The organism is Novosphingobium sp. THN1 (genome assembly GCF_003454795.1).
In the GTDB taxonomy this organism is placed as follows: Bacteria; Pseudomonadota; Alphaproteobacteria; order Sphingomonadales; family Sphingomonadaceae; genus Novosphingobium.
This window is the reverse complement of the sequence record NZ_CP028347.1, coordinates 2,171,657-2,196,971: the sequence shown is the minus strand read 5'-3', so window position 1 is coordinate 2,196,971 and position 25,315 is coordinate 2,171,657. Positions and strand designations below refer to the sequence as shown.

The window sequence follows — 25,315 nt, the reverse complement described above, 5'->3', positions numbered from 1 at the left end:
AATTAAGAACATTTCATTTCGGTAAACCGACTGCCCCAAATCATGAACAAGGGCAGCGTCTTTCGGGACCGATGAAAACTGCCTGGAACAAACTTCGGGGGCATTCAGAAATGTTGGACGTAAAGAAGTGGCTTCTTGCCACGGGGATTGCTGCGGGCTTGATTCTGCCGACTGCAGCCATGGCCGGGACACGCGCCAGCCCGCCAATCGTACCAGTCGCTACACCCGGAAAGGGCAATCCGGAGCCGGGGCCGAAGAACGGCTTTCCGCCCAGCCCAGGCCTCCAGATCGCCAAGATCAAGGCCAATGACAACGCCGCCTTCAAGCGCAAGAGCGGCGGCACCTGAGTTTATTCGTCGCAGCGCCCCGTCAGTTCTGCTGAGGGGGCGTTGTCGCAGTTGGGCGCTGGGCCGGACAGCGCGTAAGCCGCTCGCGCAGAGCGTCCAGCACCCAGGCCCGCGCTGGCCCTATCGGACAATCGCGTCGCCACACCGCGTGAAAGCGGTATGCCATTCCCGGCGCCTCGGGCAAGGCCAGGCGTTTGAGCCGCCCGGTCGCAAGATCCGTCTCGATCAGGTGGCGCGGCATATTGCCCCAGCCGATCCCTTCGCGCAGCAGCGCGTGGCGGGCACCGAGGTCTCCCAGCCGCCATGTGCTGGCCGCGAACACGGAAAAGTCACGCCCCTGCGTCAGTTGCGAGCGATCGGTCAGCACCAGCTGGCGATGCTTGCGCGCCTCACCCGGCGGGATCACATCCAGCCGCGCCAGCGGATGATCGGGCGCGGCGACTGGGATCAGTTCGACCTCGCCAATCGCCTCGCGTTCGAGATCGGGGATTGCCACCAGTTCCGGCCCGGCAATGCCAAGCTCCGCGCGCCCGTCGACCACCATGGCCGCAATGGTCCCCAGTGCTTCGACGTAAAGGCGCAATTGCACCGTGGGGTAGAGCATCTGGAACTGGCGCAGCACTTCGGCAACAAGGTGCGTCGGGAACATCACGTCGATCGCCAGCCCCAGTTCCGCTTCCAGGCCCTGGTTGAAATTGCGGACCCCGGCGATCAGCGCATCGACATCATCGCTTACCGCGCGCGCCTGTGCGAGCATGGCTTTGCCAGCGGGCGTCAGCACCGGCTTCTTGGATCCCTCGCGATCGAACAGCGTCACGCCGAGCTGCGTCTCCAGGGTGACGATACCGTAGCTCACCACCGAGATCGCGCGCCCGAGCTTGCGCGCAGCGCCATTGAAGCTGCCCTCATCGACCACCGCGAGGAACAGGCGGAGCTGGTCGAGGGTTGGCTGGCCGACGTCCAAGAGAAGACCTTTCAAGAAATTCGAACATCCTGATTTAACTTATCGGGATATTCCGAATGACGTGCAAGGCCTATCTCCACCTCAACAGGACGGAACCCAAGCCGCCCGTTTGGAGAAATCGCCATGACCCAGACTACCAACACGACCGCTACGAAGGCTCACATCGAACTGCGCCCCTTCGCCTCGATCGGTGCAGCGAACCACGGCTGGCTCGACGCTCATCATCACTTCTCGTTCGGCGGATACCATGATCCGGCCCGCGTCCACTGGGGTGCGCTGCGCGTATGGAACGACGACCGCATCGCGCCAAAGAGCGGCTTCCCCACCCATCCGCACAGCGACATGGAGATCATCACTTACGTGACCAAGGGCGCGATCACCCATCGTGACAGCCTCGGCAACGAAGGCCGCACCGAAGCGGGCGACGTGCAGGTCATGTCGGCAGGCACGGGCATTGCCCACTCGGAATTCAACCTTGAGGACGAGGAAACCCGCCTGTTCCAGATCTGGATCATCCCGGATCGTCGCGGCCACGCCCCAGCTGGGGTGCGCGCCCCTTCCCCAAGGACAGCCGTGAAGGCAAGTTCGTTCCGCTCGCCTCGGGCATTGCCGGAGACAGCGACGTACTGACGATCAACGCCAACGCCCGCGTCCTTGGCGCGACGGTCAAGGCCGGCGAAACGGTGCGCTACGACCTCACCGAAGATCGTCACGCCTACCTGGTTCCTGCCCGCGGCAAGATCCGCATCGGCGATGTCGAAGCCAATGCCCGCGATGGCGTGGCCATCACCGGCGTGACCGAGATCGTCATCACCGCTCTCGAGGATGCCGAGCTTGTGCTCGTCGACGCGGCCTGACCGTGACCGAACTGTTCCCTCACATTCCCCAATCACGACTGTTGCAAAGGACCGATCCCATGACCGCAATCGCCATCGAGACGCGCCGCGCTCCATCCGCCACTTCGGATCTGCTTGCGGCAGCCGGCCGCGTCCTCCTCGCCGCGATCTTCGTGCTGAGCGGCGTTTCCAAGCTGGCCGACCCGACCGGGACCATCGCCTACATCACCAGCGCTGGCCTGCCCGCCCCGAACCTTGCCTATGGCGTTGCCGTGGCCGTGGAACTGGTCGGCGGCCTGCTGCTGATCGCCGGCATCCGCACCCGTATCGTCGCTTCGGCCATCGCAGTGTTCAGCCTTGCCGCAGCGTTCGGCTTCCACGCCAACCTGGCTGACCAGAACCAGTTCATCCACTTCTTCAAGAACGTGGCGCTGGCCGGTGGTCTGCTTCAGGTGGCCGCATTCGGCTCGGGCCGGTTCGGTTTCGATCGCCGCTGATCCCTACCCCCGCGAGCCGGAGTGCAGTTGCGCTCCGGCTCCACCATCTTATCTTCCGCTGACCTCTCCAAGGAGCATTTCATGACCCGTACCGCTTCCCCCGCGTCCTGCCGATCATCGTCGACCGCTGGAGCCCGCGCGCATTCGATGGCTCGGCCGTGCCGCAGTCTGATCTCGACGTGATCTTCGAAGCCGCAGGTCTTGCCGCCAGCGCCTACAACTACCAGCCGTGGCGCTTTGCCTTTGCCCACAAGGGCGATGCGAACTTCGACACGTTCCTTTCCGCGCTGGTCGAATTCAACCAGAGCTGGGCCAAGGACGCGGGCGTGCTGGTCTATGTCGTCTCCGATGAATTCATGCGCAGCGATCGCGGCGACAACCCGAACCATAGCCACAGCTTCGATGCCGGCGCTGCCTGGGCTAACGCCGCACTTCAGGCGCTCCACCTCGGCTACCATACCCACGGCATGACCGGGGTCGACTTCGCCAAGGCTGCCGAAGTGCTCAACCTGCCCGAAGGCTACCGCGTGGAAATGGCTTTCGTGATCGGCAAGCAGGGCGACAAGTCGCTGTTGCCCGACATGCTGCGCGAGCGCGAAGTGGTCAGCGACCGCAAGCCGGTCAGCGAAATCGCTTTCGCCGGACCGTTCAAGGACTAAGGACGTGTGGCGCCGCCCGGCCAAATTGGCTAGGGCGGCGCCATGCTTCGCATCAATGAACTGAAACTGCCTCTCGACCACGCCGCCGAAGACCTTCCGGCGGCGATTTGCGCGCGCCTGGACATCGCTCCCGCAGACCTCACGCGCTACCAGATCTTCCGCCGCGGCAACGATGCCCGCAAGAAGCACGCGATCCTGCTGACCTACGTGGTCGATTGCATCGTGGCGAACGAGGCCGAAGTGCTGGCCCGCTTTGCCGATGACCAGAACGTCAAGCCCACGCCCGACACCTCCTACAGGTTCCCGGTCATGGCCCCGAGGGCTGGGACGGTGAACGGCCCGTGGTCATCGGCGCAGGGCCTTGCGGGTTGCTGGCTGCACTGATCCTGGCGCAGATGGGATTGAAGCCCATCATCATCGAGCGCGGCAAGGCCGTGCGTGAGCGCACCAAGGACACCTGGGGCCTGTGGCGCCGATCCGTCCTCGAACCGGAATCGAACGTGCAGTTCGGCGAAGGCGGTGCCGGCACGTTTTCTGATGGCAAGCTCTACAGCCGCATCAAGGACCCGCGTCATCTCGGCCGCAAGGTGCTCGTGGAGTTCGTCAAGGCGGGCGCCCCCGACGATATCCTGACCGAAGCCCACCCGCACATCGGCACGTTCCGCCTCGTCACCATGGTGATGTCGATGCGCGAGACGATCGAGAGCCTTGGGGGCGAGTACCGCTTCCAGACGCGCGTCGAGGACTTCGAGATCGAGACCGCCGCCGATGGGACACGTCGGATTGCCGGCCTGCACCTGTCGGACGGCTCGTTCCTGCCCGCGCGCCATGTGATCATGGCAGTCGGCCACTCCGCGCGCGATACTTTCCAAGTGCTGTACGATCGCGGGGTCCACATCGAAGCCAAGCCGTTTGCCATCGGCGTGCGCATCGAACACCCGCAAAGCTGGATCGACACTGCACGCTATGGCCCAGCGCCGGCAACAAGATCCTCGGTCCCGCGGCCTACTCGATCTCGCACAAGTGCAAGAACGGGCGCACGGTCTATTCCTTCTGCATGTGCCCGGGCGGGCGCGTCGTCGCCGCGACCAGCGAGGAAGGCCGCGTCGTCACCAACGGCATGAGCCAGTATTCGCGCGCCGAGTTCAACGCCAACTCGGGCATCGTCGTCGATATCGATCCGAGCAAGGACTACCCCGGCGGACCGATGGCGGGCATGGCCTTCCAGCGCCACTGGGAAAGCCTCGCCTTCGAGGCGGGCGGGCGCAACTACATGGCGCCGGGCCAGAAACTGGGCGATTTTCTGGCAGACCGCCCGTCCACCGAATTCGGCAGCGTGATCCCGAGCTACAAGCCCGGCGTCCACCTCACCGAACTCAAGAAGTGCCTGCCCGACTACGTGATCGAAGCCATCCGCGAAGCCCTGCCCGCCTTCGGTCGCATGGTCCCGGGCTATGACCACCCCGATGTGGTGATGACCGGGGTCGAGACACGCACCTCCTCGCCCGTCCGCATAACGCGCGGCAAGGATTGCCAGAGCCTCAACACACGCGGCCTCTACCCTGCCGGCGAAGGCGCAGGCTATGCCGGCGGCATCCTTTCGGCCGCGGTTGACGGGATCAAGGTGGCCGAGGCCCTCGCCACCGAACTCCTCGCGTGAGCGCCGCCGACTACGACGCGATCATCCTTGGCGCGGGCGCGGCGGGGCTGATGGCTGCGCTGACGGCAGGCCAGCGCGGGCGCCGCGTCCTGCTGGTCGATCACGCCGACGAGCCGGGCAAGAAGATCCTGATCTCGGGCGGCGGACGCTGCAACTTCACCAACATCCACACGGCGGCAGACCGTTACATCTCCGAAAATCCGCACTTCGCGCGCTCCGCCCTTGCGCGCTACACTCCTGCAGACTTCATCGCGCTGGTCCATCGCCACGGCATCGCCTGGCACGAGAAGACGCTTGGCCAATTGTTCTGTGACAGTTCTGCCCGGCAGATCGTGGACATGCTGATGTCCGAATGCCGCGATGGCGGCGTCATCTTCGCCTTCGGCCAGGGCGTGAGTGCGGTGGATCACGCCGACGGTCGTTACCGCGTGACGATCGATGGCCGCGAGTACCGGGCCGCCGCCTTGATCCTTGCAACCGGCGGCCTGTCCATACCCAAGATGGGCGCAACCGGCTTCGCATTCGAAATCGCGCGCAAGTTCGGCCTGCCGGTGGTGCAGACCCGCCCCGCCCTCGTGCCCTTCACCTTGGGTGAAGACGAAGCGCTGTTCCGCTCGCTCTCGGGCGTTTCGACCGATGTCGTCACGCACTGGGGCAAGACATCCTTCCGCGAGGCCGCGTTGTTCACGCACAAGGGCCTGTCGGGACCGGCCATGCTGCAGATTTCCTCGTACTGGCAGCACCGCACGCCGATCGCCGTCAACTTCCTGCCCGAAGAAGGCGCCGACTGGCTGATCGAGGAAAAGCGCCAGCGTCCCCGCGCGGCCTTCCGCTCCGCGCTCGCACGCCGGCTGCCGGAACGGCTTGCAGAAGCGCTTGGCAGTCGGCTCGGCCTGGAGGGCGAACTTTCCGCCATGCGCGACGCTGACTTGCGCAAGGCGCAGCAGCAACTTGCACGCTGGCCGTTCAATCCCAACGGCACCGAAGGCTATGCCAAGGCAGAAGTCACCGCCGGCGGCATTTCCACCCGCGCGCTGAACCAGAGAACCATGGCTGCAGTAAAAGCGCCTGGCCTTCACGCCATTGGCGAGGCCGTGGATGTGACCGGGTGGCTGGGGGATACAATTTCCAGTGGGCCTGGGCCAGCGGCCGTGCGGCAGGCGAAGCCGTTTGAACGCCAGGCTTAACTCTCGATCAGGTCCAGATAAGCCACCACATCATTGTCGGTTGCGATGAACAGCCCTTCCTGAACTTCAACCGGCTGCTCGGCCGCGATGCGCAGCGCCTCGCTCAACGGCCCATAGAACAGCGTATCGGCCGAACCGCCCTCGGGCCCGTCTCCTAGATGGTAAAGGCGAACGCTTGCTTCATCGTGAGTGGTGCGCATGCAACTGCGATGCCATGGACTCGGTGTATTGTCATCCATCGGCTTGCTGAACCGGACGTACGGCCTGTCGCATTCATGGAAATTTAATCGGCCAATTCGTTGATCGGAAAGCGTTGTCAGGACAATGTGAGCGCGAGGTCAGGGCGTGTGCCGGTGCTTGAGCTCGAAGCAGCGGCACATGCAGGGGAATACCATTTTTATGTTACAATCGAAGCGAGGCGTTTCATCGCCCGACGCCAGGCATAGTGCCCGCAATCGCTTCGCCATGCTGCGGGCGATTTGCACATGAACGCGCTGCGCCTGAAGCTGTGGGTGTCGTTGGTGTTCGTGCTGTTCATCGTCGCGGTGCCCGGTGTGATTGCCAACCATGCGGTGAAAGTCATCCGTGCGCAGCAGGCCAGGTCGGAAGCCTCGTCGCAATCGCTCAGCGCGTTCCAGCGGCTTGCCGTTCTGGGATACACCCTCCAGCAAGAGCGCTACACCGATCCGGCCGCTTTCGTACAGGACCGCGAACTCTACATCGATGGCGTCCGCTCCCACGTCACCAATGCGGAGCGTTACATCAACGCCGAGATCAAGATGATCAGCGAGACGCCGCTCAAGCGCAAGCAGCGCGCCTCGGAGATAGAAGAAGAAGTCCAGCAGCGGGAAACCCTGAAGAAGATCGGCGCCAGCCTCGAGCGTTCGCTGAGGGGCGATAAACCGGATACGGTCTGGGAAGACCTCGTCTTCGAAGCGATCAAGATCGAGGAGCGCGAGGCCAAGGAGTATCACCGCAGCTCGATCGAGACGTTCCAGGGCGTAATCGATACCCTGACGCTGACGGTAACGGTTGTGACCGTTTGCGGCCTGCTCGCCGTGTTCTGGGGGCAGCGCCAGCTGATCCGCCCGCTCGGAAACCTCCTGCAAGGCACGCGCGCCATGGCCGAAGGCGATTACAACCCGCGCGTGCCCATCGTCGGCACAACCGAATTCCGCGCAATCGCCGAGAGCTTCAACATCATGGCATCTCGTGTCGGTGAAAGCGCTGATACGCTTCGCAGGTCCAACGAGGAGCTTGAGCGGGCCGTTGCCCGGCGCACCAGCGAACTTGCCGCAACCAACCGTTCGCTTGAGCGCTCGAACCGACTGCGTCAGCAGTTTCTGGCCGATGCCAGCCATGAACTGCGCACCCCCCTTTCCATCATGCGCAGCGAAGCCGAAATCACGCTGCGCAATACCTCGGCTCAATCGGTTGACCTGCGCAGCGCGCTGGATCGGGTGGTCCGCTTGTCAGAGCTCATGGCCGAAATGATCGAGGACATGCTGAACCTGGCGCGTGCAGAAGAGCCGATGCTGCATACCACCATCGAACCGGTCGACGCGGTTGCGGCAGTGACCGACAGCATCGCCGATTTCCACCGCGTCATCGAAGCAGACGGCGGGCAGATCGTGCTTCACGAGGGGCCCTCCAGCGTCATCGTCGAAGGCGACGAAGCCCGCCTCAAGCAGGTGATCCGCATCGTCGTCGACAACGCGGTGTGCTATTCCACTCACGCCCCCAATGTCGAAGCATCGGTCGGCGTGGAAGAGGATCAGGCCATCATAACCATCACCGACCATGGCGATGGCATTCCCGCCGAAGATCTGCCCTACCTGTTCCAGCGGTTCCGCAGGGGCAGCAGACGTAGCGGCAGCGGGCAGGGTCTTGGCCTGTCGATCGCCCGCTCGATCACCGAAGCCATGGGCGGAACAATCAGCCTGACCAGCCGGGTCAACGTCGGCACGGTCGTCACCATACGCCTCCCTCTAATGTCGTCCGATGTGCCGACAGATGGTGCAAGCTCATGAAACTGCTTCTCATTGAAGACGAGGTCGAACTCGCCGCAACGCTGCACCGCGGCCTTGCCCAGGAGGGCCACAAGGTAACGCTGGCAACCGACGGCGCCACCGGTCTGGAATTGGCGACGAACCTTGCGTTCGACTTCATTCTTCTGGACGTGAACCTGCCGGATATGAGTGGCTTCGATCTGTGCTCGGCCCTGCGCGAAGCTGCCGTGGCAACACCCATCATCATGGTAACCGCCCGCGACGACGTGGCGGACCGCATCCGCGGTCTCAAGGGTGGGGCGGATGACTACTTGCCCAAGCCCTTCGCATTCGAGGAATTGCTGGCCCGGATGGATGCGGTCAAGCGCCGGATGGAGCGACACCATTTCAGTCCAATCCAGCCCGATGGCAGTCTTACCGTGGGCGATCTGCACTTTGACCCCCGGACAATGACCCTCACCCGCGCCGGGTCGCCGGTGCAGTTGACGGTCAAGGAGATGGGCGTTCTGCGGCTGCTGATGGAATCCCCCGGCACCGTCATTTCGCGAACCGAGATCCTGCGTGCGGTGTGGGGCATCGAGGACGATCCGCTGACGAATATCGTCGAAGTCTACCTCAGCCGCCTGCGCCGCAAGCTTCACGCGCTGGGCCCGCCCATCGTCGAAAACGTCCGCGGATTCGGCTACCGCCTCACGGCCTGAAGGCTGCACCGCTCGAAGTGACGGCTACTGGAGTTTCGCGTCACAGCGCGACACGGCAAGACATCGCGTGCTTGGAGTCAATGCCAGGCCAGCCGCACGATCAAACCCAACTTGCCAAGGCGCGCACGGTCTCGTGCGGCGCCAGAAGTGCAGGCCACCGTCACTCATACCGGCAGGTTCCGAAACGCCTGTTCGGAGGACTGCCTCGCCTCTGGCAAGAGCCGCGACTATATATCTGATCTTGCGGGAAATGCCTGGTAGCGGAGGAGGGACTCGAACCCCCGACACGCGGATTATGATTCCGCTGCTCTAACCTGCTGAGCTACTCCGCCCCGTTGCGCGGAACCGAAGTCCGCTGGGCAGGTCGGGCCTCTAGCTGTGGCTGCCTGTCCGGTCAACCGGGTAAGCAGGATTTTTTACAGCTCCTGCGGCAGCCCTCGCCAGACCGGCGCAAACGTCGTTACGCCACTCCATTGCTGCCCGCCTGCGCACCAGCGCGCCGTGCCTGCCACGCCTTGACCAGCGGCACGAAGGGGAAAACCCACTGCTCGCGGATAGACAGCCGCCTGCGATCATCCTGCCCGACGATACTGGCCTCACCTTCCTTGTAGGTTCCGAAGATGCGATCGCACAGGATCAGCGAATTGCCATAGTTGCAGCGCGTATCCTCGTAAGGGACCGAGTGGTGCAGGCTGTGGTGGCGGATCGTGGTGAAGAACCAGGAATAGAACTTCGGCGGGTCCGATCGCACATTGGCGTGCGCAAAGGTCGAGATCACCCCCGTTGCGCCGAATGCGCCCAGCACCGCTGCCTGCGACACGTCGAACAGCACGACGATGCTCAGGCTGATCAGCACCAGCTCGATCGGGTTGCCCACCGCGCCCTTCATCGCGTTCAGTTGCGTGATGTGGTGGTGCGGCGCATGGGTCAGCCAGAACGGCGTCCAATTGTGCATCAGGCGATGCATCCAGTACTGGCCGAACTCATAGACGAACAGCACCAGCGCCACTTGCGCCAGGAACGGCATCTCCGCCGCCCAAGGCGTGGCGATCCCCGCTGCCTTCTTGAAGGCCATCAACGGCGCTTCGCCAACAAGCTGCGAAACCTTCGAAATCAGCGTCGCGTTCAGCACCATGTAGAACAGGTCGGTGAAGAACTCCTGGCGGTTCATCCGCCACCCGGCATGACGCTCTAGCACCAGTTCGAGTCCCAGCACCCACGTTGTCACGAGCGCGGTCATGATGATGGCGGTCCAGGTGTTTTCCACCCAGGCTTTCGGAGCAAGTCCCCAGAACGAAACGACAATCGCCAGCGTCACCGGCGGCAGCATATCGACTGCAAATTTCCTGATGTTCATGTTGCTTGCCCGCAAACCCCTGAACTGAACCCGTATACCAGACTTAGGCCCAACCCGCCAAACCGGGCGCTACGTCAATCGACGTATCCGCACTTTCGGCCGGGCAGGTATTACCAAAGCGGCTGATCGTAATACCAAGGACTCTCCGGTCCGGGGCAGCGATCAAGCTCACTCCACGAAGGGAATGGCTGGTGCTACAGGCTTTTGCGACGCAGATCGGTGCCAATCTTGGAAAGGTCGGCAAGACCGCGCTGATCGCAGCGACCTTGGCGCTGGCCTCCTGCTCCGGCGGTGAAAAGGTCGCTGAAAAGCGCACCGAATTCAGCATCGGCTGGTCGATCTACGCCGGCTGGATGCCCTGGCCCTATGCCCAGCAGGCCGGCATCGTGAAGAAGTGGGCCGACAAGTATCACATCAAGATCAATGTGGTGCAGGTGAACGACTACGTCGAATCGGTAAACCAGTACACCGCCGGCAAGTTCGATGGCGTGACCGTCGCCAACATGGACGCCCTCACCATTCCCGCTGCCGGCGGCAAGGACACCAGCGCGATCATCGTCGGCGATTACTCCAACGGCAACGATGGTATCCTGCTCAAGGGCGCAAACTCGCTGGCCGCGATCAAGGGCCGCCAGGTCTACCTCGCCGAGCTCTCGGTCTCGCACTACCTGCTCGCCCGCGCGCTCGGCAACAACGGCATGGCGCTGACCGACGTCAAGACGATCAACACTTCCGACGCCGATATCGTCGCCGCCTTCGCCTCGCCCGATGCCACTGCGGCGGTCGCATGGAACCCGCAACTCTCGGTCATGGCCGCACAACCCGGCGTGTCGAAGGTCTTCACCTCGGCCGATATCCCCGGCGAAATCCTCGATCTCCTCGTCGTCGATACTGCCACGCTCAAGGCCAACCCCGATCTCGGCAAGGCCCTCGCCGGCATCTGGTACGATACGATGAAGATGATGACCGCGCAGAACGAGCAGGGCAAGCAGGCCCGCGCCGCAATGGCCAAGCTCGCCGGGACCACGCCCGAAGTCTTCGAAGCCCAGCTCAAGACCACGTTCCTCTACGCTCAGGCCAAGGACGCGGTCGCCGCCACGCAGGACGCAAAGCTCATCGAGACCATGACCCGCGTGCGCGATTTCAGCTTTTCCAAGGGCCTGTTCCCCGGAGCCTCCTCGGCCGATGCGGTCGGCATGGCCTTCCCCGGCGGCAAGACGCTCGGCGATCCCGCCCGCGTCACCCTGCGCTTCGACGACAGCTTCATGAAGCTCGCCGCCGACGGAAAGCTCTGATCTCCTCGATACTTCGGGACACTTCCTCATGCGCTGGGTAAACCGCGAACCGGACCGCAAACAGCGCCTCGCGCTCGGTGCCGTGCCGATCCTGCTGCTGGTCATCGTCTACCTGTTCGCCGCCTATTCGCGCCACGCGGTGAACCCGGCAGACAAGATCCTGCCCCTGCCCTCCGGCATGGCGACGGCGCTCTGGGCGCAGATGACCAAGGCAGACGTGCTTTCCGGAACAGTGGTGTTCTGGGCCGACACCCTCGCCAGCCTCCAGCGCCTCGGCCTTGGCCTTGCCATCGCCACGCTGATGGCGCTGCTGGTCGGCCTCGTCCTCGGTGCCCTGCCCCCGGTCCGCGCCACTTTCGGTCCTCTCGTCACCGGCATCGCCGTCATCCCGCCCATCGCTCTCCTGCCGATCCTGTTCGTTGCGCTCGGCCTGGGTGAGACCGCCAAGGTCGCCCTGATCGTCATCGGCATCGCGCCCGTGATGATCCGTGACGTTGCCGGCCATGTCGGCACCCTGCCCCGCGAAATGCTGGCCAAGGCACAGACACTTGGCGCAGGCTCCTGGCAGATCCTCATCCGCGTCGCCCTGCCCCAGGCGATGCCGCGCCTGATCCTCGCGCTGCGCCTCGCGCTTGGCCCGGCATGGGTGTTCCTGATCTCGGCAGAGGCCATCGCGTCCGATGTCGGCCTCGGCTACCGCATCTTCCTCGTCCGCCGCTATCTCGCGATGGACGTGATCATCCCCTACGTCGCGTGGATAGCCCTCCTCGCCATCGCCATGGACTGGGGCCTCAGGACCTTGAGCCAGAAGGCGTTCCCCTGGGCTCACGGAGCAAGCCATTGAGCGCGCTCCTCTCTCTCCGCAACGTCTGGGTCGAATACGGCGACCGCGTCGTCCTCGAGAAGGTCGATCTCGATGTCGACGAAGGCTCGTTCGTCTCGGTCGTCGGCCCCTCGGGCGCGGGCAAGAGCACCTTCCTGCGCGTCGTCCTCGGCCAGGAAGTGCCGACCTCGGGCACGATCACCCTCGACGGAAAACCCTTGGCGCGCGAATGCGGCCCCGATCGCGGCGTGGTGTTTCAGCGTTACTCGGTCTTCCCGCACCTCACCGTGCTACAGAACGTGATGTTCGGCCTCGAATGCACCAAGGCCCCGCTGCTCGCGCGTCTCTTCGGCGAGGCAAAGAAGCGCGCCGCCGAAGAAGCAACCGCCATGCTCCAGGCAGTGGGCCTTGGGGACAGCCTGAACCTCTACCCCAGCCAGATGTCGGGCGGCATGCAGCAACGCTTGGCAATCGCGCAGGCCCTGATAATGCGCCCGCGCATCCTTCTGCTTGACGAGCCGTTCGGCGCGCTCGATCCGGGCATCCGGGCCGACATGCACGTGCTGATCCGCCAGCTCTGGCAGGACTTCGGCCTGACCATCATCATGGTCACGCACGACATCAAGGAAGCCTTCTCGCTCGGCACCCGCGTCCTCGCCCTCGACAAGCGCCGCCACGATCCCCACGCCCCCCACCGCTTCGGCGCGACGGCGGTCTACGATCTCACCCTGCGCAAGGACGCACCAGCGCTTGAGCCGGAACCGGAAGCGGCGTGATGTCCAGCGAACCCGCCAGCCTCGCCCGCCTCAGCATGAGCCTGCCTGCGGACCTGTTCCGCAAGCTCGACATGATGGTCGAGGAACGCCAGCTCCCCTCGCGCTCTCAGCTGATCGCCGAACTGATCCGCCACGCCCTCGCCGCGCACGAGGCACTGACCCGCCCCGACGAGATTCTCGCGGGCACGATCACCCTTGTCTATCGCGGTGACCGGGGCCGGGTGCGCCAGCAGCTCGCGGGCACGCAGGCCGATTTCCAGACCGAAGTGATCTCCACCCAGCACGTCTTCCTCAAGGACGACCAGTCGCTGGAAGTGCTGCTGGTGCAAGGCCCCGCCGCCCGGCTCAAGGGTTTGGCGGATGCCCTGCGCCGCGTGCGCGGGGTCCAGCAGCTCCAGCTCGTCACCACCACCGCCCTGCTGCCGCCTCTGTCCGAGGCTGGCCCCGGATCGAAGAAAGGAGCCGCCGCATGACCGCCGCGCCCACCTCAACGCTCGCGAATCCCAACGCCGCCCGCGACCATGCCCGCTCCATGGCGGGAACGGTCGTCGAAGCCATGCCAATTCTCCCGCCTGTCGCCAGCGACCTGCCGGCAGGGATCAGCGCCGATGACCTGCTCTGGGAAGAAACCGTCGCCCCGGCGGCTACGCCACCCGCCGCCTTGCCCGTGGCACTCGGTTGCGGCTGATCGACGTGAAGGGCGATGCCTGCGCCTCGTTGAACCTGTTCAACGCCGAAATGCCGACCGAGCGCCTGAACTTCGCCGATACGGTCAAGGTGCAGTGGAACGCCTACCTCGGCACCGGCAAGCTCCTGCTGTCCGACATGGGCCGCGTGCTGATGAGCATAGAGGCCGATGACGCAGGCACGCACGATTGCTTCTCAGGCACCTCGAACGCCGCCACGAACCTCGCCAAGTACGGCGAAGGCCGCAACAGCGGCGCCTATCCCAACGGACGCGACCGCTTCCTTCTGGGCGCGGCCAAGCACGGCCTCGGTCGCCGCGATGTCCACCCCTGCGTCACCCTGTTCAAGGGCACCCGCATCGAGGACGACGGCACGATCACCCCGCTCGTCGGACCCTATGCGCCGGGCCGCAGCGTGGTCCTGCGCGCCGAGATGGACGTGATCGTGGTTGTCACCAACGTCCCCCATGTCCTTGATTCAAGGCCGGAATACTCGGTTACCCCGCTGCGCCTCACCGCCTGGCGCGGGTCAGTCACCGCCGAGGCTGACCCCATTCGCAACGCGACGCCGGAGGGCCAGCGCGCCTTCCTCAACGTCGAAGACTATTACCGCCGCTGAAAAGGACAGGCCTGATGACCGATCCCCATATCTCCGGCCTTTCCGGCACGATCGTCCACGACGAGATCGTCCCCGCCCGCGCGCCCTGGGCGCACCACGTCAAGCAGGGCGAGACGCTGCGCATCGTCGATCTCGAAGGCAACCAAGCGGTCGACTTCCTGATCTACAGCGCCGCCGACGATTCCGAACGCTACAGCGCGCAGGATACCGTCGCCGCACAGGGCAACCTGTTCCTGCGCGAAGGCACAGTGCTGCTTTCCAACGAAGGCCGACCGCTGATGACCATCACCGGCAGCGCGGTCGAATACCACGACACGATCGGTGGCGCATGTTCTTGTGAATCCAACACCTTGCGCTACGGACATCACACCAAGTCGCAACATGCCTGCGTCGAAAACTTCCTTGAGGCCAACCTCTGGGAAGGCCGCGGCAAGCGCGACATCGTCTCTAACATCAACTTCTTCATGAACGTGCCGGTCGAGGCTGACGGGGCACTCGGCATCGTCGATGGCATCTCCGCCCCCGGTCTGACGGTCGACCTGCGCGCAGAGATGGATGTGATTGTCGTCGTCTCCAACTGCCCGCAGATCAACAACCCCTGCAACGCCTTCAATCCCACCCCCGTCCGCATGATCGTCGCCGCATGACCGCCCCCATTGCCTTTGACACGGTCCTTATCGCCAATCGCGGCGCCATCGCCACGCGCATCATCCGCACCTTGCGCAAGATGAGCCTGCGCTCGGTGGCGGTCTATTCCGAGGCGGACGAAGCCTCCCTCCACGTCGCGCAGGCTGACGAAGCCGTGTGCATCGGCGGCGCGCGCCCGTCCGAGAGCTATCTCAACATCGCCGCGATCATCGATGCGGCCAAACGCACCGGCGCAGGCGCGATCCATCCGGGCTACGGCTTCCTTTCCGAAAACACCGAATTCGCCGCCGCCTGCGCCGAAGCGGGCATCGTCTTCATCGGCCCCACGCCCGACAACATCCGCACCTTCGGCCTCAAGCACAGCGCGCGCGAACTCGCCGCCGCCCATGGCGTGCCGCTTGCGCCGGGCAGCGACCTGCTGACGAGCGAGGACGAAGCCCTCGCCGCCGCCGAGGCCATCGGCTTGCCCGTAATGCTCAAGGCCACCGCAGGCGGCGGCGGCATAGGCATGCGCGTGTGCGAGACCGCTGACGACATCCGCGAAGGCTTCGCCGCCGTCGCCCGCTTGGGCCAGAGCAACTTCGGCGATGCCGGAGTCTTCCTCGAACGCTTCGTCCGCCGCGCCCGCCACGTCGAAGTGCAGATCTTCGGCGACGGCGAAGGCCGCGTCGTCGCCTTGGGCGAGCGCGACTGCTCGTTGCAGCGCCGCAACCAGAAGGTGGTCGAGGAAGCCCCCGCCCCGATCCTCCCCGAACCTGTCCGCCAGGCGCTCTACGCCGCAGCCATCCGCCTCGGCGAAGCCGCGCGCTATCGCTCTGCCGGAACCGTAGAATTTCTCTACGATTCCGAGCGCAAGGAATTCTTTTTCCTGGAAATGAACACCCGACTGCAGGTCGAACACGGCGTGACCGAGATGGTCATGGGCGTCGATCTGGTGGAATGGATGATCCGGGGCGCCGCCGGTGATTACAGCTTCCTCGACACTGCGCCGACCACCCCAACGGCCATTCGGTGCAGATCCGCCTCTACGCCGAAGACCCGGCACTCGATTACCGCCCCACCTCGGGCACGCTGACCTGCGTCGAATTTCCCGCCGACATCCGCGCCGAAACCTGGGTCATGGCCGGCAGCGAAGTCAGCGCCTGGTACGATCCCATGCTCGCCAAACTGATCGTCCACGCGCCCACCCGCGCCGAGGCCGTCACCGCCATGCAGGAGGCGCTGGCGAAGTCGCGCGTCGATGGCATCGAGACCAACCTGCGCTGGCTGCGCAGCGTCGTCGCCGCGCCTGCCTTCACTTCAGGTGAAGTCTCAACTCGTGCGCTCGAAGATGTTGTTTTCAAAACCCAATCCATCCGCGTCCTGAGCGGTGGCACCGCCACCACCGTGCAGGACTGGCCGGGCCGCCAGCACCTCTGGGCGGTCGGCGTGCCGCCATCCGGCCCGATGGACGACCAGTCCTTCCGCCTCGGCAACCGCCTGCTCGGCAATCCCGAAGGCACGGCGGGTCTGGAAATGACCGTTACCGGCCCCACCCTCCAGTTCGCCGCCGATGCCACCCTGTGCCTTACCGGCGCGGACTTCGGCGCAACTCTCGAAGGCAAACCGGTAACTCGAGGGCAACTCTTCGAGGCAAAGGCAGGGCAGACGCTGGTCATCGGCAGAGCAAAGGGCGGCGGCATGCGCGGCTACCTGCTCGTCGCAGGTGGCTTCGACATCGCCCCCTACCTCGGCAGCCGCAGCACCTTCGAACTGGGCCAGTTCGGCGGCCACGCCGCACGCCGTCTCGTCGCGGGTGACGTCCTCCACCTCGCCCATGAACCCGTCGGCGAACCGCTAGCCCCGCCGCCCCTGCCCACGCTCCCGAGCGACTGGTGCGTGCGCGTGCTCTATGGCCCACACGGCGCGCCGGACTTCTTCACCGAGGCCGACATCGACATGGTGGTCACCGCTGAATGGCAGGTACACTACAACTCCAACCGCACCGGCGTGCGCCTTGTCGGCCCCAAGCCCGAATGGGCGCGGCGAGATGGCGGCGAGGCGGGCCTGCACCCCTCCAACATCCACGACAACGCCTATGCCATTGGCGCGGTGGACTTTACCGGCGACATGCCGATCATCCTCGGCCCCGATGGCCCCTCGCTGGGCGGCTTCGTCTGCCCGTTCGTGGTGATCGCGGCGGATCGCTGGAAGATCGGCCAGCTCGTTCCGGGTGACCGCGTGCGCTTCGTCCCCGTCACCATGGACGAAGCTACCGCCGCCGACCGTGCCCAGCAGGAATACCTCGCAACTGGCGCTAAGCCCGCCTCCAGCCGTCCCTGCGATGCCGCCACCCAGACGCCGATCCTCGGGGCAATCGAGGCCGCGCCCGGACGTCCCCGCGTCGTCTATCGCCAGCAAGGCGATCGCAACATCCTCGTCGAATACGGGCCGCTCGTCCTCGATCTGGAACTGCGCATCCGCGTCCATGCGCTGATGACGGAGCTGGAGCGCATGGCCCTGCCCGGCGTGATCGACGTCGTCCCCGGCATCCGCTCGCTCCAGCTGCATTTCGACGGTCACAACCTGACGCAATCCGCCGCGCTTGCCGCGCTCATGGCAGCAGAGCAGCGCCTCGGCGATCTCGAGGACTTTGCCATCCCATCGCGCATCGTGCACCTGCCGCTGAGCTGGCGCGACCCCGCCACCATCGAGACCATCGAGAAGTACATGAGCGCGGTGCGCGACGATGCGCCATGGTGCCCGGACAACATCGAATTCATCCGCCGCATCAATGGCTTGCCAGACGTTTCTGCGGTGGAGAATCTGATCTTCGAGGCGAGTTACCTCGTCATGGGTCTGGGCGATGTCTACCTCGGCGCGCCGGTTGCCACGCCGGTCGATCCGCGCCACCGCCTTGTCACCACCAAGTACAACCCCGCCCGCACCTGGACGCCGCCCAACGTCGTCGGCATCGGCGGGGCCTATATGTGCATCTACGGCATGGAAGGCCCCGGTGGCTACCAGCTGTTCGGCCGCACCGTGCAGGTCTGGAACACGCATCGTCAGACGGCAGACTTCATCGAGGGCAAGCCCTGGCTCCTGCGCTTCTTCGACCAGATCCGCTTCTACCCGGTCAGCGCCGAAGAGCTGGCCGAGTGGCGCCGCGATTTCCCCAGCGGCAAGCGCGCGCTGAGGATCGAACCGTCCGAATTCCGCCTGTCCGACTACCGCAAGTTCCTGGCCGACAACGCCGAGGACATCGCCGCCTTCGAAGCCCGCCGCCAGTCCGCATTCGATGCCGAACGCGCCGAATGGCAACGCCGCGGCGAATTCGACCGCGTCAGTGCCCTTACGGAAAGCGAAGCCCCCGCCGAAAACGCGGTGGACGTCCCCGAAGGCGCAGACCTGATCGAAGCCCCGTTCGGCGGCAGCGTGTGGAAGCTGCTGGTCCAACCCGGCGACACCGTGGCGGCGGGCGAGACGATCGCCGTGATCGAGGCGATGAAGATGGAGTGCCCGGTCGAAAGCCCCGGCGCAGGCACAATCGCCGCGCTCTACATCAAGGAGCGCCAGCCGCTACAGCCCGGCACGCCGATGCTGGCCCTGCGGAGGAGCGCATGACCGTGCTCGACCGTCGCAGCGCCGCCGCCATCGCTGCCCGGGTCAATGCCGGCACGACGCCCGCCGTCGCCGTCATGGAAGAAACCCTCGCCCGCATCGCCGCCTACGACGCGATCCAGCCGCAAGTCTGGATCAGCCGCGCCACGGCGGAGGACCTGCTTGCTCAGGCCCGCGCCATCGATGCCCGCGTGGCCGCAGGCGAAGTCCTGCCGCTGGCCGGCGTGCCCTATGCCGCGAAGGACAATATCGACGTCACGGGCCTCCAGACCACCGCCGCCTGCCCGGCATTTGCCTATGTGCCAGCCGAAGACGCCACCGTCATCGTCCGGCTCAAGGCCGCAGGCGCGATCTGCATCGGCAAGACCAACCTCGATCAGTTCGCCACCGGCCTCGTCGGCACGCGCAGCCCCTATGGCATTCCGCGCAATGCCTATAACCGCGATTACGTCAGCGGCGGTTCCAGTTCCGGTTCGGCCATCGCGGTTGCCACAGGGCTCGTGCCCATCGCGCTCGGCACCGATACCGCAGGTTCCGGCCGCGTGCCCGCCGCGTTCAACCACCTGATCGGATTCAAGCCGACCAAGGGCCGCTGGAGCACCAAGGGACTCGTCCCCGCCTGTCGTTCGATAGATTGCATCACCGTTTTCGCTTCCGACACCATCGACGCTCGCCTGGTCGACCACACGCTGGCCGGATTCGACGCGGGCGATCCATGGTCGCGCCAACTTCCCGAAACTGCGCTCAACCCCAAGCGCATCGGCGTCCCCCGCCGCGATCAGCGCGCGTTCTTTGGCGACGGTGAGTCCGAATTCTTCTACGATCAGGCCCTCGCCACCCTCGCGCAGAGCGCCGAAGTGGTCGAGATCGACATCGCCCCGCTGCTCGAAGCCGCGCATCTGCTCTATGGTGGACCATGGGTGGCCGAACGCACCGCCGCCATTGCCACATTGCTTCGTGACATCCCCGAGGCCGTCGACCCCACCGTGCGCACCGTCGTCGAAGCCGGGTGGGACAAGACCGCCGTGGAACTTTGGAACGGCGTGTACCGCATGGCCGAACTGAAGCGCCATGCTGACCAGTTGTGGGAAAGCGTCGACATGCTCGCCTTCCCCACCACCGGCACCACCTATCGCGTCGCCGAGCTGGCGGTTGCGCCGGTCGCGCTCAACAGCAACCTCGGCTTCTACACCAATTTCGTGAACCTGCTCGACATGGCCGCCGTGGCGGTACCCGCAGGCACCCGCCACAATGGCACTGGCTTCGGTATCACGCTGATCGGCCCTGCCGCCACTGACCGCGCCCTGCTCGATGCTGCCGACCAGTGGCTCGAAGCCGCGAACCTCACTCCCCCACCCCCGCTCGACCTGGAGGGCAAGATGCAGACCGTGAAACTGGCCGTCGTTGGCGCACACCTCGAAGGCATGCCGCTGCACTGGCAGCTGACTTCGCGCGATGCGAAGTTCGTCGGCGCCTTCGAAACCGCGCCCACCTACAAGCTCTACGCCATCGCCAACAGCACGCCGCCCAAGCCCGCGCTGGTCTTCGATGAAGGCGGCGCGTCGATAAAGGTCGAAGTCTACGAACTCGGCCTCGCCGAATTCGGCAGCTTCACCGTCGAAGTCCCGCCGCCGCTCGCCATCGGCACGGTCACGCTGGCCGACGGCAGCAGCGTCAAGGGCTTCGTCGCGGAACCGCGCGCGCTGGCCGGAGCCGAGGACATTACGCACCTTGGCGGATGGCGCGCTTACATCGCCTCGCGTAGCTGACAGGCAGGAAGGACACCCATGCTCCGCAAACTACTTCTCGCCGCCGCCGCTCTCGCCCCGACTATCGCCCACGCCCAGGTCGAACAGGCCCAGACCGTCCCCGGTTTCGCCGATTTCCTCGCTGTCGATGGCGACGCGGTCTGGGCAACCAATCGCGGCAAGGTGGAAAAGTGGTCGCGCACCGGGAAACTTGCGGAAGTGGCGATCGCCCGCCCCTGCGGCGCGATGACCGTGGCCTTCGGCTCGCTGTGGGTGGCCAATTGCGCCGATGGCTCGCTGGTGCGTATTGATCTCGAAACGGCGAAGATCACCGCCACGATCCCCACCGGCATTGCCAACCAGAAGCAGGGCGAACTGATCGTCGCCAATGGCGCAGGCGCGATTTGGCTGGCAAGCAAGCCCGAAGGCGCCGTTGCCCGCGTCGATCCAAAGACCAACACTGTCGTGGCCTCCATCCCGGTGGACGCCGACACCTGGTACGTCACTTACGGCTATGACGCCGTCTGGGCAGTGAGCGCCACCAGACAGACGCTGCAGAAGATCGATCCCGCCTCCAACACCGTCGTCGCCCGCGCCGCGCTCGGCACGATGCCGGGCTTCCTTGCCGCTGGCGAAGGTGGCGTATGGGTGCAGGAACAGGGCGACGGCACGCTTGTCCGCGCCGATCCGGCCACGGGACAAGTCGTCGGGCGGGTCAAGGTCGGCGCGAACCTCAAGTGGGGCGACATCGACACCGGCGGCGGCATGGTCTGGCTGCGCACCACTGACGATCAGGTCTGGGCGGCGATCGACCCGGTGACCATGACCGTCGCGCAGCGTGGCGGCAAGCCTGCCGGAAGCGGCGCGCTGCGTTACACGCCCAAGGGCATATGGACCTCGGCGCACGATGTGCACACGCTGTCATGGTGGCCTGCAAACGGATTGGCGGCAGCGCCCACCCCCTGATCTGTCGCCCCTGCCCCCAAGTTCACTAACCTATCTTGTGACATCTCGGCCAGCAGCGTCCTACTTCGCCATAACTGCCGCTTTTTCAATGGCTCAGCATTGTGCAGGGATTGCCACGAGGGCAAACTCGGGCAAGATGGATGCGCGCAGCCATCCTGCTGCGCCTGCACATGCCGAAAGGGCAATGGGGGATGCATCCGGGTCGCCAGAAGGGCGAAGCGCACCTGTTTGGCCGGTGGCCGTTCTCGCTCTGCCACGTCTTCATGGGCCAGCCGGTCCATGGCGTGCTGTCGGCGTTCGGCCTGATTGCGCTTGCTCTTGTGGTTCGCATCGCCATGGGCACGCCGCCGCCTGCGCCGCTCCTGCCTTTCTATCCATCCATTGTCATCGCGACGTTTCTTGGCGGCCGCCTGCCGGGGTACACGGCGGCATTCCTCGCGTGGTTGTGTGCCGGTTACCTATTCCTCGATCCCGGCGCTGGTCTCGAAATGCAGCCGGGCGCGCCGCTCGCCATGCTGGTTTACATCCCCAGCACCATAATCGTCCTCGAAGTCGTGCACTCGCTCTGCACCGGCGCGATGAACCTCATCGCGGCCAAAGCGGCGCTTGAACGCGAAGGTCGCGATCAGGCGGAACAGAAGGCCCATCTGCTGGGCGTGATCGACGAGTTGCAGGCGATCTATGACGAGGCCCCTGTCGGCGTGGGCCTGCTTGATGGGGATCTCAAGTTCGCGCGCATCAACACGGCGCTGGCCGAGATGAACGGCTTTTCGACAGAGGAGCATCTCGGAAAGAGCGTCTGGGACCTTCTCCCCGACCTGCGCTCCTCGGCCGAACCGCTGCTGCGCAAGGTCCTGGAAAGCGGCGAAGTGCTGCGCGGGGTCGAGATCACCGGCGAAACCCCGGCGCAGCCTGGCGAGAAGCGCACCTGGTCGGAGGTGTTCTACCCCGTCCACGGCGCGGACGGTTTCCGCCGCGGCGTCGGTATCTTCTGCGTCGAGATCACCGATCTGAAGCAGGCGCGCGAACGGGAAGACCTGCTCACACGCGAAGTCGATCACCGCGCGAAGAATCTGCTCGCGGTGGTCCAGTCGATCGTCCAGATGATGAAGGCGCAGGGCACTGTCAGCGATTTCAAGGAAGCCCTGATGGGGCGCATCGCCGCCATCAGCCGCGCCCACAGCCACCTTTCGGAGAACCGCTGGAACGGCGTGAGGTTGCAGGCCCTGATCGAAGACGAACTGACCCCTTACGGGATCGACTTCGCGCTCGGGGACGAAACCTCTAACCTCATTCTCACGTCGGCCACCGCCCAGGCGCTCGGCATGGTTCTGCACGAGCTGGCAACCAATTCGGCAAAGTACGGCGCGCTTTCAACGCATGGCAGCGTTGAGGTTACCTGCACCAGCACGTCCAGAGATGACGCGGCTCTGGTGCTGAGGTGGGCCGAAACGGGTGGTCCACCCGTCTCGGAACCGTCCGTACGCGGTTTCGGAACGCGCCTGATAGAGCGGTCCGTCACCCACGGTATCGGAGGGGAACTGGATTACCAGTTCCGCCCCGAAGGCGTATTCTGCGCCATCAGCATTCCGCGCACGGTACTGCGATAGGGTCAGATCATGAGCGGCGTGGTCGCGTTGTGGCCACCATTGCGTTGCAGCACTTCGGAAACCTGACGGCTGTCGGCAAAGTCGTCCTGCACCGTCACCACCACGGCGCCGTCCTTCATGCGGTCATTGTAGTAGGTCGCGTCATCGTCGCTGATGCCGTGCTTGGTCAGCACTTCGTTGAGCGAGCCGCCGATGGCACCCAGCGCCGCACCGATGCCGATTGCTTCAGGCACGGCCGAGGCGGCAATCGCACCTGCCGCAGCCAGCGGGCCGACGCCGGGGATAGCCAGTGCCGCCACGCCCAGCCCGGCGCCCAGCGCGCCTCCGCCAAGAATGCCGCGCAGCACGTTGCGGTGATGCTCGTCGGTCACTTCGCCATCGCCAGAGCGGGTCATGGTCGTGCCACCGTGGTGGGCGATCACGGACATCTGCGTGTCACGTACTCCAAGCCCGCGCAGATCGCTGACGGCGCGTTCGGCTTCGGCATGGGTGTCGAAAATGGCGGATGCCGGCATATCAATCTCTCCTGAGGCGTTGAGCGGAGAGAAGCCCTGTGCCCGGCCGCTGTTCCGCCCGAAGGACGAACCGACCGGCCCATGCGACGGCAGAGCCCGCTGGCCGGGCTCTGCCAACATGGATCAATGGTTGGAGATATGCGTGCCGAGATGCTTGCCGGCGAGATAACCGAAGGTCAGCCCCGGTCCGAGCGTACCGCCCGCGCCGCCATAGACCTCGCCGAGCACCGCCGCCATGGCATTGCCAGCGGCATAAAGCCCCGGGATCGGGTTGCCGCTCCAGTCCACCACCTGCGCGTCGGCATTGGTCTTCGGGCCACCGGCCGTGCCCAGAGCGCCCGCTTCCATCTTCACCGCATAGTACGGTGCCTGATCGATCATGCCCAGCGTGCGGTACGGCGGGTCGAACGCCATGTCGCCCCACATGTAGAAGTTGTCGTAAGTGGTGTCGCCGCGGTTGAAGTCATCGTCATGGCCGTTGCGGACCATCTGGTTGAAGCGGGCAACTTCCGCTTCAAGACCAGCCGGATCGATGCCGGCCTTTTCCGCCAGTTCCGCCAGCGTCGCTGCCTCGATGGCATAACCCGGCGTCGGTGAGCCCGGCAGCGAGTTGAACAGCGGGTACTTGTCGCGATAGCGCTGGTCGATGATCAGCCAGTACGGCAGGTTCGCGTATTCGTGGGTGCCGCCTTCGAAGGCATGGAGCGACTTGCCCAGCGCGTTGTAGTTCGCCGCCTCGTTGACGAAGCGCTTGCCCTTGCGATTGACGAGGATCGCGCCGGGACGCGCGCGCTCGTCCGAACCCAGCATGTAGTTGGGCTTGGCATTGCGGTGCTGCGGCTTGAACTCCAGTGCGCTCTGCATCCAGAAGGCATTCTGCATGTTGCCAAGCTGCGCGCCAGCCTCGATCGCCATGAGCAGGCCGTCGCCTTCGTTCTCGGGCACGCTCACCGGGCCGGTCAGTGGTCCGCGGATGAAGGCCTTGACCAGGGTCTCGTTCCACTCGAACCCGCCCGTGGCGATGACCACGCCGCGCCGCGCCCGCACGCGGAAGTCCTTGCCATTCGCGTCCTCGGCCACCACGCCGATCACCCGCGCACCGTCCTTGACCAGCTTGCGCGCACGCTTCTCGAACTCGACCGGGATGTTGCGCTCGATCACGCCGAGGAACAGCGAGCCGACCAGCGCCTGCCCCAGCCCGCGATAGTCACCAGCCTCGCGCTCAGCCATCGTGGCTTCGTCGAGCGTGCCGCGCGTCGCCTCGATCAGGCTGCCGCGCAAGGGATAAGCCATCTTGCTCGGATTGACGCGCGCCGCCCACTTGCCCAGCCGGGCAAAGCTGAACGCCTCGTTGTCGAGCGAGCGACCGCCATCGGGCTTGGCCCCGGGCGAATAGGGCTGATAGTCCGGAAAGTCGGAGAACGAGGCCATGCGCACCGGCGTATTGTCTTCAAGGAAGCGCAGCATTTCCGGCCCGCCCTGCATAAACGCCCACAGCGTTTCAGGATCGAGCGCGCCCGGCGCCAGGCTGTCGAGATAGGCGACGACGTCCTCGTCGGACTCCTCGATCCCCGCCGCCAGCTGATGATGGTTGCCCGGAATCCACAGCATCCCGCCGGACATTGCGGTGGTGCCACCGACCATGCCAGAACGTTCGAGGATCACCACTTCCTTCGCGCCGTGATCATGGGCTGCGATGGCGGCCGTCAACGCCGCACCGCCTGATCCCAGTACGACCACATCCGCCTCGAGATCCCACGTCATCTCACCGCCGCTCATCTGATTTCTCTCCGGAAAAATTCTTCTGGTGTT

General features: G+C 64.9%; 18 protein-coding genes, 1 tRNA gene and 5 pseudogenes. 18 read left to right on the top strand and 6 right to left on the bottom strand.

Features of this window, described 5'->3' with window-relative positions:
• Nucleotides 1–179 precede the first annotated feature (179 nt).
• The gene (locus C7W88_RS10945) at nucleotides 180–347 is read left to right on the top strand and encodes a hypothetical protein (protein ID WP_162896002.1); all 168 of its coding nucleotides are present in this window, start codon (nucleotides 180–182) and stop codon (nucleotides 345–347) included.
• A 22-nt stretch (nucleotides 348–369) separates the two neighbouring features.
• Here the strand turns inward: C7W88_RS10945 and C7W88_RS10940 are convergent, their stop codons facing one another.
• Complete coding sequence (locus C7W88_RS10940) at nucleotides 370–1,326, bottom strand: LysR family transcriptional regulator (RefSeq protein WP_240344556.1); 957 nt, start codon at nucleotides 1,324–1,326, stop codon at nucleotides 370–372.
• Between the two features lie 108 nt (nucleotides 1,327–1,434).
• Here C7W88_RS10940 and C7W88_RS10935 point away from each other — a divergent pair.
• From C7W88_RS10935 to C7W88_RS10915, 5 genes and pseudogenes are all read left to right on the top strand, one after another.
• A pseudogene (locus C7W88_RS10935) lies at nucleotides 1,435–2,168 on the top strand (pirin family protein).
• Between the two features lie 59 nt (nucleotides 2,169–2,227).
• Nucleotides 2,228–2,644: a DoxX family protein gene (locus C7W88_RS10930; protein WP_118073549.1), complete on the top strand. Its 417-nt coding sequence runs from the start codon at nucleotides 2,228–2,230 to the stop codon at nucleotides 2,642–2,644.
• A gap of 158 nt (nucleotides 2,645–2,802) precedes the next feature.
• Nucleotides 2,803–3,303 (top strand): nitroreductase family protein, encoded by a 501-nt coding sequence (locus tag C7W88_RS10925; RefSeq protein ID WP_240344555.1) that lies wholly within the window; start codon nucleotides 2,803–2,805, stop codon nucleotides 3,301–3,303.
• Nucleotides 3,304–3,345: 42 nt separating this feature from the next.
• A pseudogene (locus tag C7W88_RS10920) lies at nucleotides 3,346–4,963 on the top strand (NAD(P)/FAD-dependent oxidoreductase).
• A gap of 50 nt (nucleotides 4,964–5,013) precedes the next feature.
• Nucleotides 5,014–6,137: pseudogene (locus C7W88_RS10915) on the top strand (NAD(P)/FAD-dependent oxidoreductase).
• 9 nt (nucleotides 6,138–6,146) lie between these two features.
• On the opposite strand, the gene C7W88_RS10910 reads toward C7W88_RS10915, so the two are convergent.
• Nucleotides 6,147–6,350, bottom strand: a complete 204-nt coding sequence (locus tag C7W88_RS10910; protein ID WP_118073547.1) for a hypothetical protein — start codon at nucleotides 6,348–6,350, stop codon at nucleotides 6,147–6,149.
• A gap of 285 nt (nucleotides 6,351–6,635) precedes the next feature.
• On the opposite strand from C7W88_RS10910, the gene C7W88_RS10905 reads away from it, so the two are divergent.
• Together C7W88_RS10905 and C7W88_RS10900 are read left to right on the top strand one after the other, a co-directional pair.
• Nucleotides 6,636–8,180, top strand: a complete 1,545-nt coding sequence (locus C7W88_RS10905; RefSeq protein ID WP_118073546.1) for a HAMP domain-containing sensor histidine kinase — start codon at nucleotides 6,636–6,638, stop codon at nucleotides 8,178–8,180.
• Entirely contained in the window at nucleotides 8,177–8,860 is a 684-nt protein-coding gene (locus C7W88_RS10900; protein WP_118073545.1) for a response regulator transcription factor, read from the top strand. Before C7W88_RS10905 ends, C7W88_RS10900 begins: the two co-directional genes overlap by 4 nt.
• Nucleotides 8,861–9,115: 255 nt before the next feature.
• On the opposite strand, the gene C7W88_RS10895 is transcribed toward C7W88_RS10900, so the two are convergent.
• A tRNA-Met gene (locus C7W88_RS10895) sits at nucleotides 9,116–9,192 on the bottom strand.
• 128 nt (nucleotides 9,193–9,320) lie between these two features.
• Nucleotides 9,321–10,217, bottom strand: a complete 897-nt coding sequence (locus C7W88_RS10890; RefSeq protein ID WP_118073544.1) for a sterol desaturase family protein — start codon at nucleotides 10,215–10,217, stop codon at nucleotides 9,321–9,323.
• A 215-nt stretch (nucleotides 10,218–10,432) separates the two neighbouring features.
• Between C7W88_RS10890 and C7W88_RS10885 the strand changes: the two genes are divergently transcribed.
• The 10 genes and pseudogenes from C7W88_RS10885 to C7W88_RS10840 all read left to right on the top strand — a co-directional run bounded on the left by C7W88_RS10885 (nucleotide 10,433) and on the right by C7W88_RS10840 (nucleotide 22,988).
• On the top strand, nucleotides 10,433–11,512 hold the full coding sequence (locus tag C7W88_RS10885) for a putative urea ABC transporter substrate-binding protein (protein WP_118074716.1): 1,080 nt from the start codon (nucleotides 10,433–10,435) through the stop codon (nucleotides 11,510–11,512).
• 28 nt (nucleotides 11,513–11,540) lie between these two features.
• Nucleotides 11,541–12,356, top strand: coding sequence for an ABC transporter permease (locus C7W88_RS10880; RefSeq protein WP_118073543.1), 816 nt, complete (start codon nucleotides 11,541–11,543; stop codon nucleotides 12,354–12,356).
• Nucleotides 12,353–13,111, top strand: coding sequence for an ABC transporter ATP-binding protein (locus C7W88_RS10875; protein ID WP_118073542.1), 759 nt, complete (start codon nucleotides 12,353–12,355; stop codon nucleotides 13,109–13,111). The genes C7W88_RS10880 and C7W88_RS10875 overlap by 4 nt, the downstream gene beginning before the upstream one ends.
• Nucleotides 13,111–13,584 carry a CopG family ribbon-helix-helix protein gene (locus C7W88_RS10870; protein ID WP_062347447.1) on the top strand — a complete coding sequence of 158 codons (474 nt, stop codon included), beginning with the start codon at nucleotides 13,111–13,113 and terminating at the stop codon, nucleotides 13,582–13,584. The genes C7W88_RS10875 and C7W88_RS10870 overlap by 1 nt, the downstream gene beginning before the upstream one ends.
• Nucleotides 13,581–14,416 (top strand): annotated as a pseudogene (locus C7W88_RS10865) (urea amidolyase associated protein UAAP1). Before C7W88_RS10870 ends, C7W88_RS10865 begins: the two are co-directional and overlap by 4 nt.
• 11 nt (nucleotides 14,417–14,427) lie before the next feature.
• Nucleotides 14,428–15,063 (top strand): urea amidolyase associated protein UAAP2, encoded by a 636-nt coding sequence (locus C7W88_RS10860; protein ID WP_205525298.1) that lies wholly within the window; start codon nucleotides 14,428–14,430, stop codon nucleotides 15,061–15,063.
• Between the two features lie 8 nt (nucleotides 15,064–15,071).
• Nucleotides 15,072–18,667: pseudogene (gene uca / locus C7W88_RS10855) on the top strand (urea carboxylase).
• Nucleotides 18,664–20,433 carry an allophanate hydrolase gene (atzF, locus tag C7W88_RS10850; RefSeq protein ID WP_118073540.1) on the top strand — a complete coding sequence of 590 codons (1,770 nt, stop codon included), beginning with the start codon at nucleotides 18,664–18,666 and terminating at the stop codon, nucleotides 20,431–20,433. Before uca ends, atzF begins: the two are co-directional and overlap by 4 nt.
• A gap of 18 nt (nucleotides 20,434–20,451) precedes the next feature.
• Nucleotides 20,452–21,378, top strand: coding sequence for a YncE family protein (locus C7W88_RS10845; RefSeq protein ID WP_118073539.1), 927 nt, complete (start codon nucleotides 20,452–20,454; stop codon nucleotides 21,376–21,378).
• Nucleotides 21,379–21,518: 140 nt separating this feature from the next.
• On the top strand, nucleotides 21,519–22,988 hold the full coding sequence (locus C7W88_RS10840) for a sensor histidine kinase (protein WP_118073538.1): 1,470 nt from the start codon (nucleotides 21,519–21,521) through the stop codon (nucleotides 22,986–22,988).
• 2 nt (nucleotides 22,989–22,990) lie between these two features.
• Here the strand turns inward: C7W88_RS10840 and C7W88_RS10835 are convergent, their stop codons facing one another.
• Together C7W88_RS10835 and C7W88_RS10830 are read right to left on the bottom strand one after the other, a co-directional pair.
• A complete protein-coding gene (locus tag C7W88_RS10835) occupies nucleotides 22,991–23,503 on the bottom strand; it encodes a hypothetical protein (RefSeq protein ID WP_118073537.1) in 513 nt (170 codons plus the stop codon).
• Between the two features lie 123 nt (nucleotides 23,504–23,626).
• Nucleotides 23,627–25,282, bottom strand: coding sequence for an FAD-binding protein (locus C7W88_RS10830; protein WP_118073536.1), 1,656 nt, complete (start codon nucleotides 25,280–25,282; stop codon nucleotides 23,627–23,629).
• Between the last annotated feature and the right edge of the window lie 33 nt (nucleotides 25,283–25,315).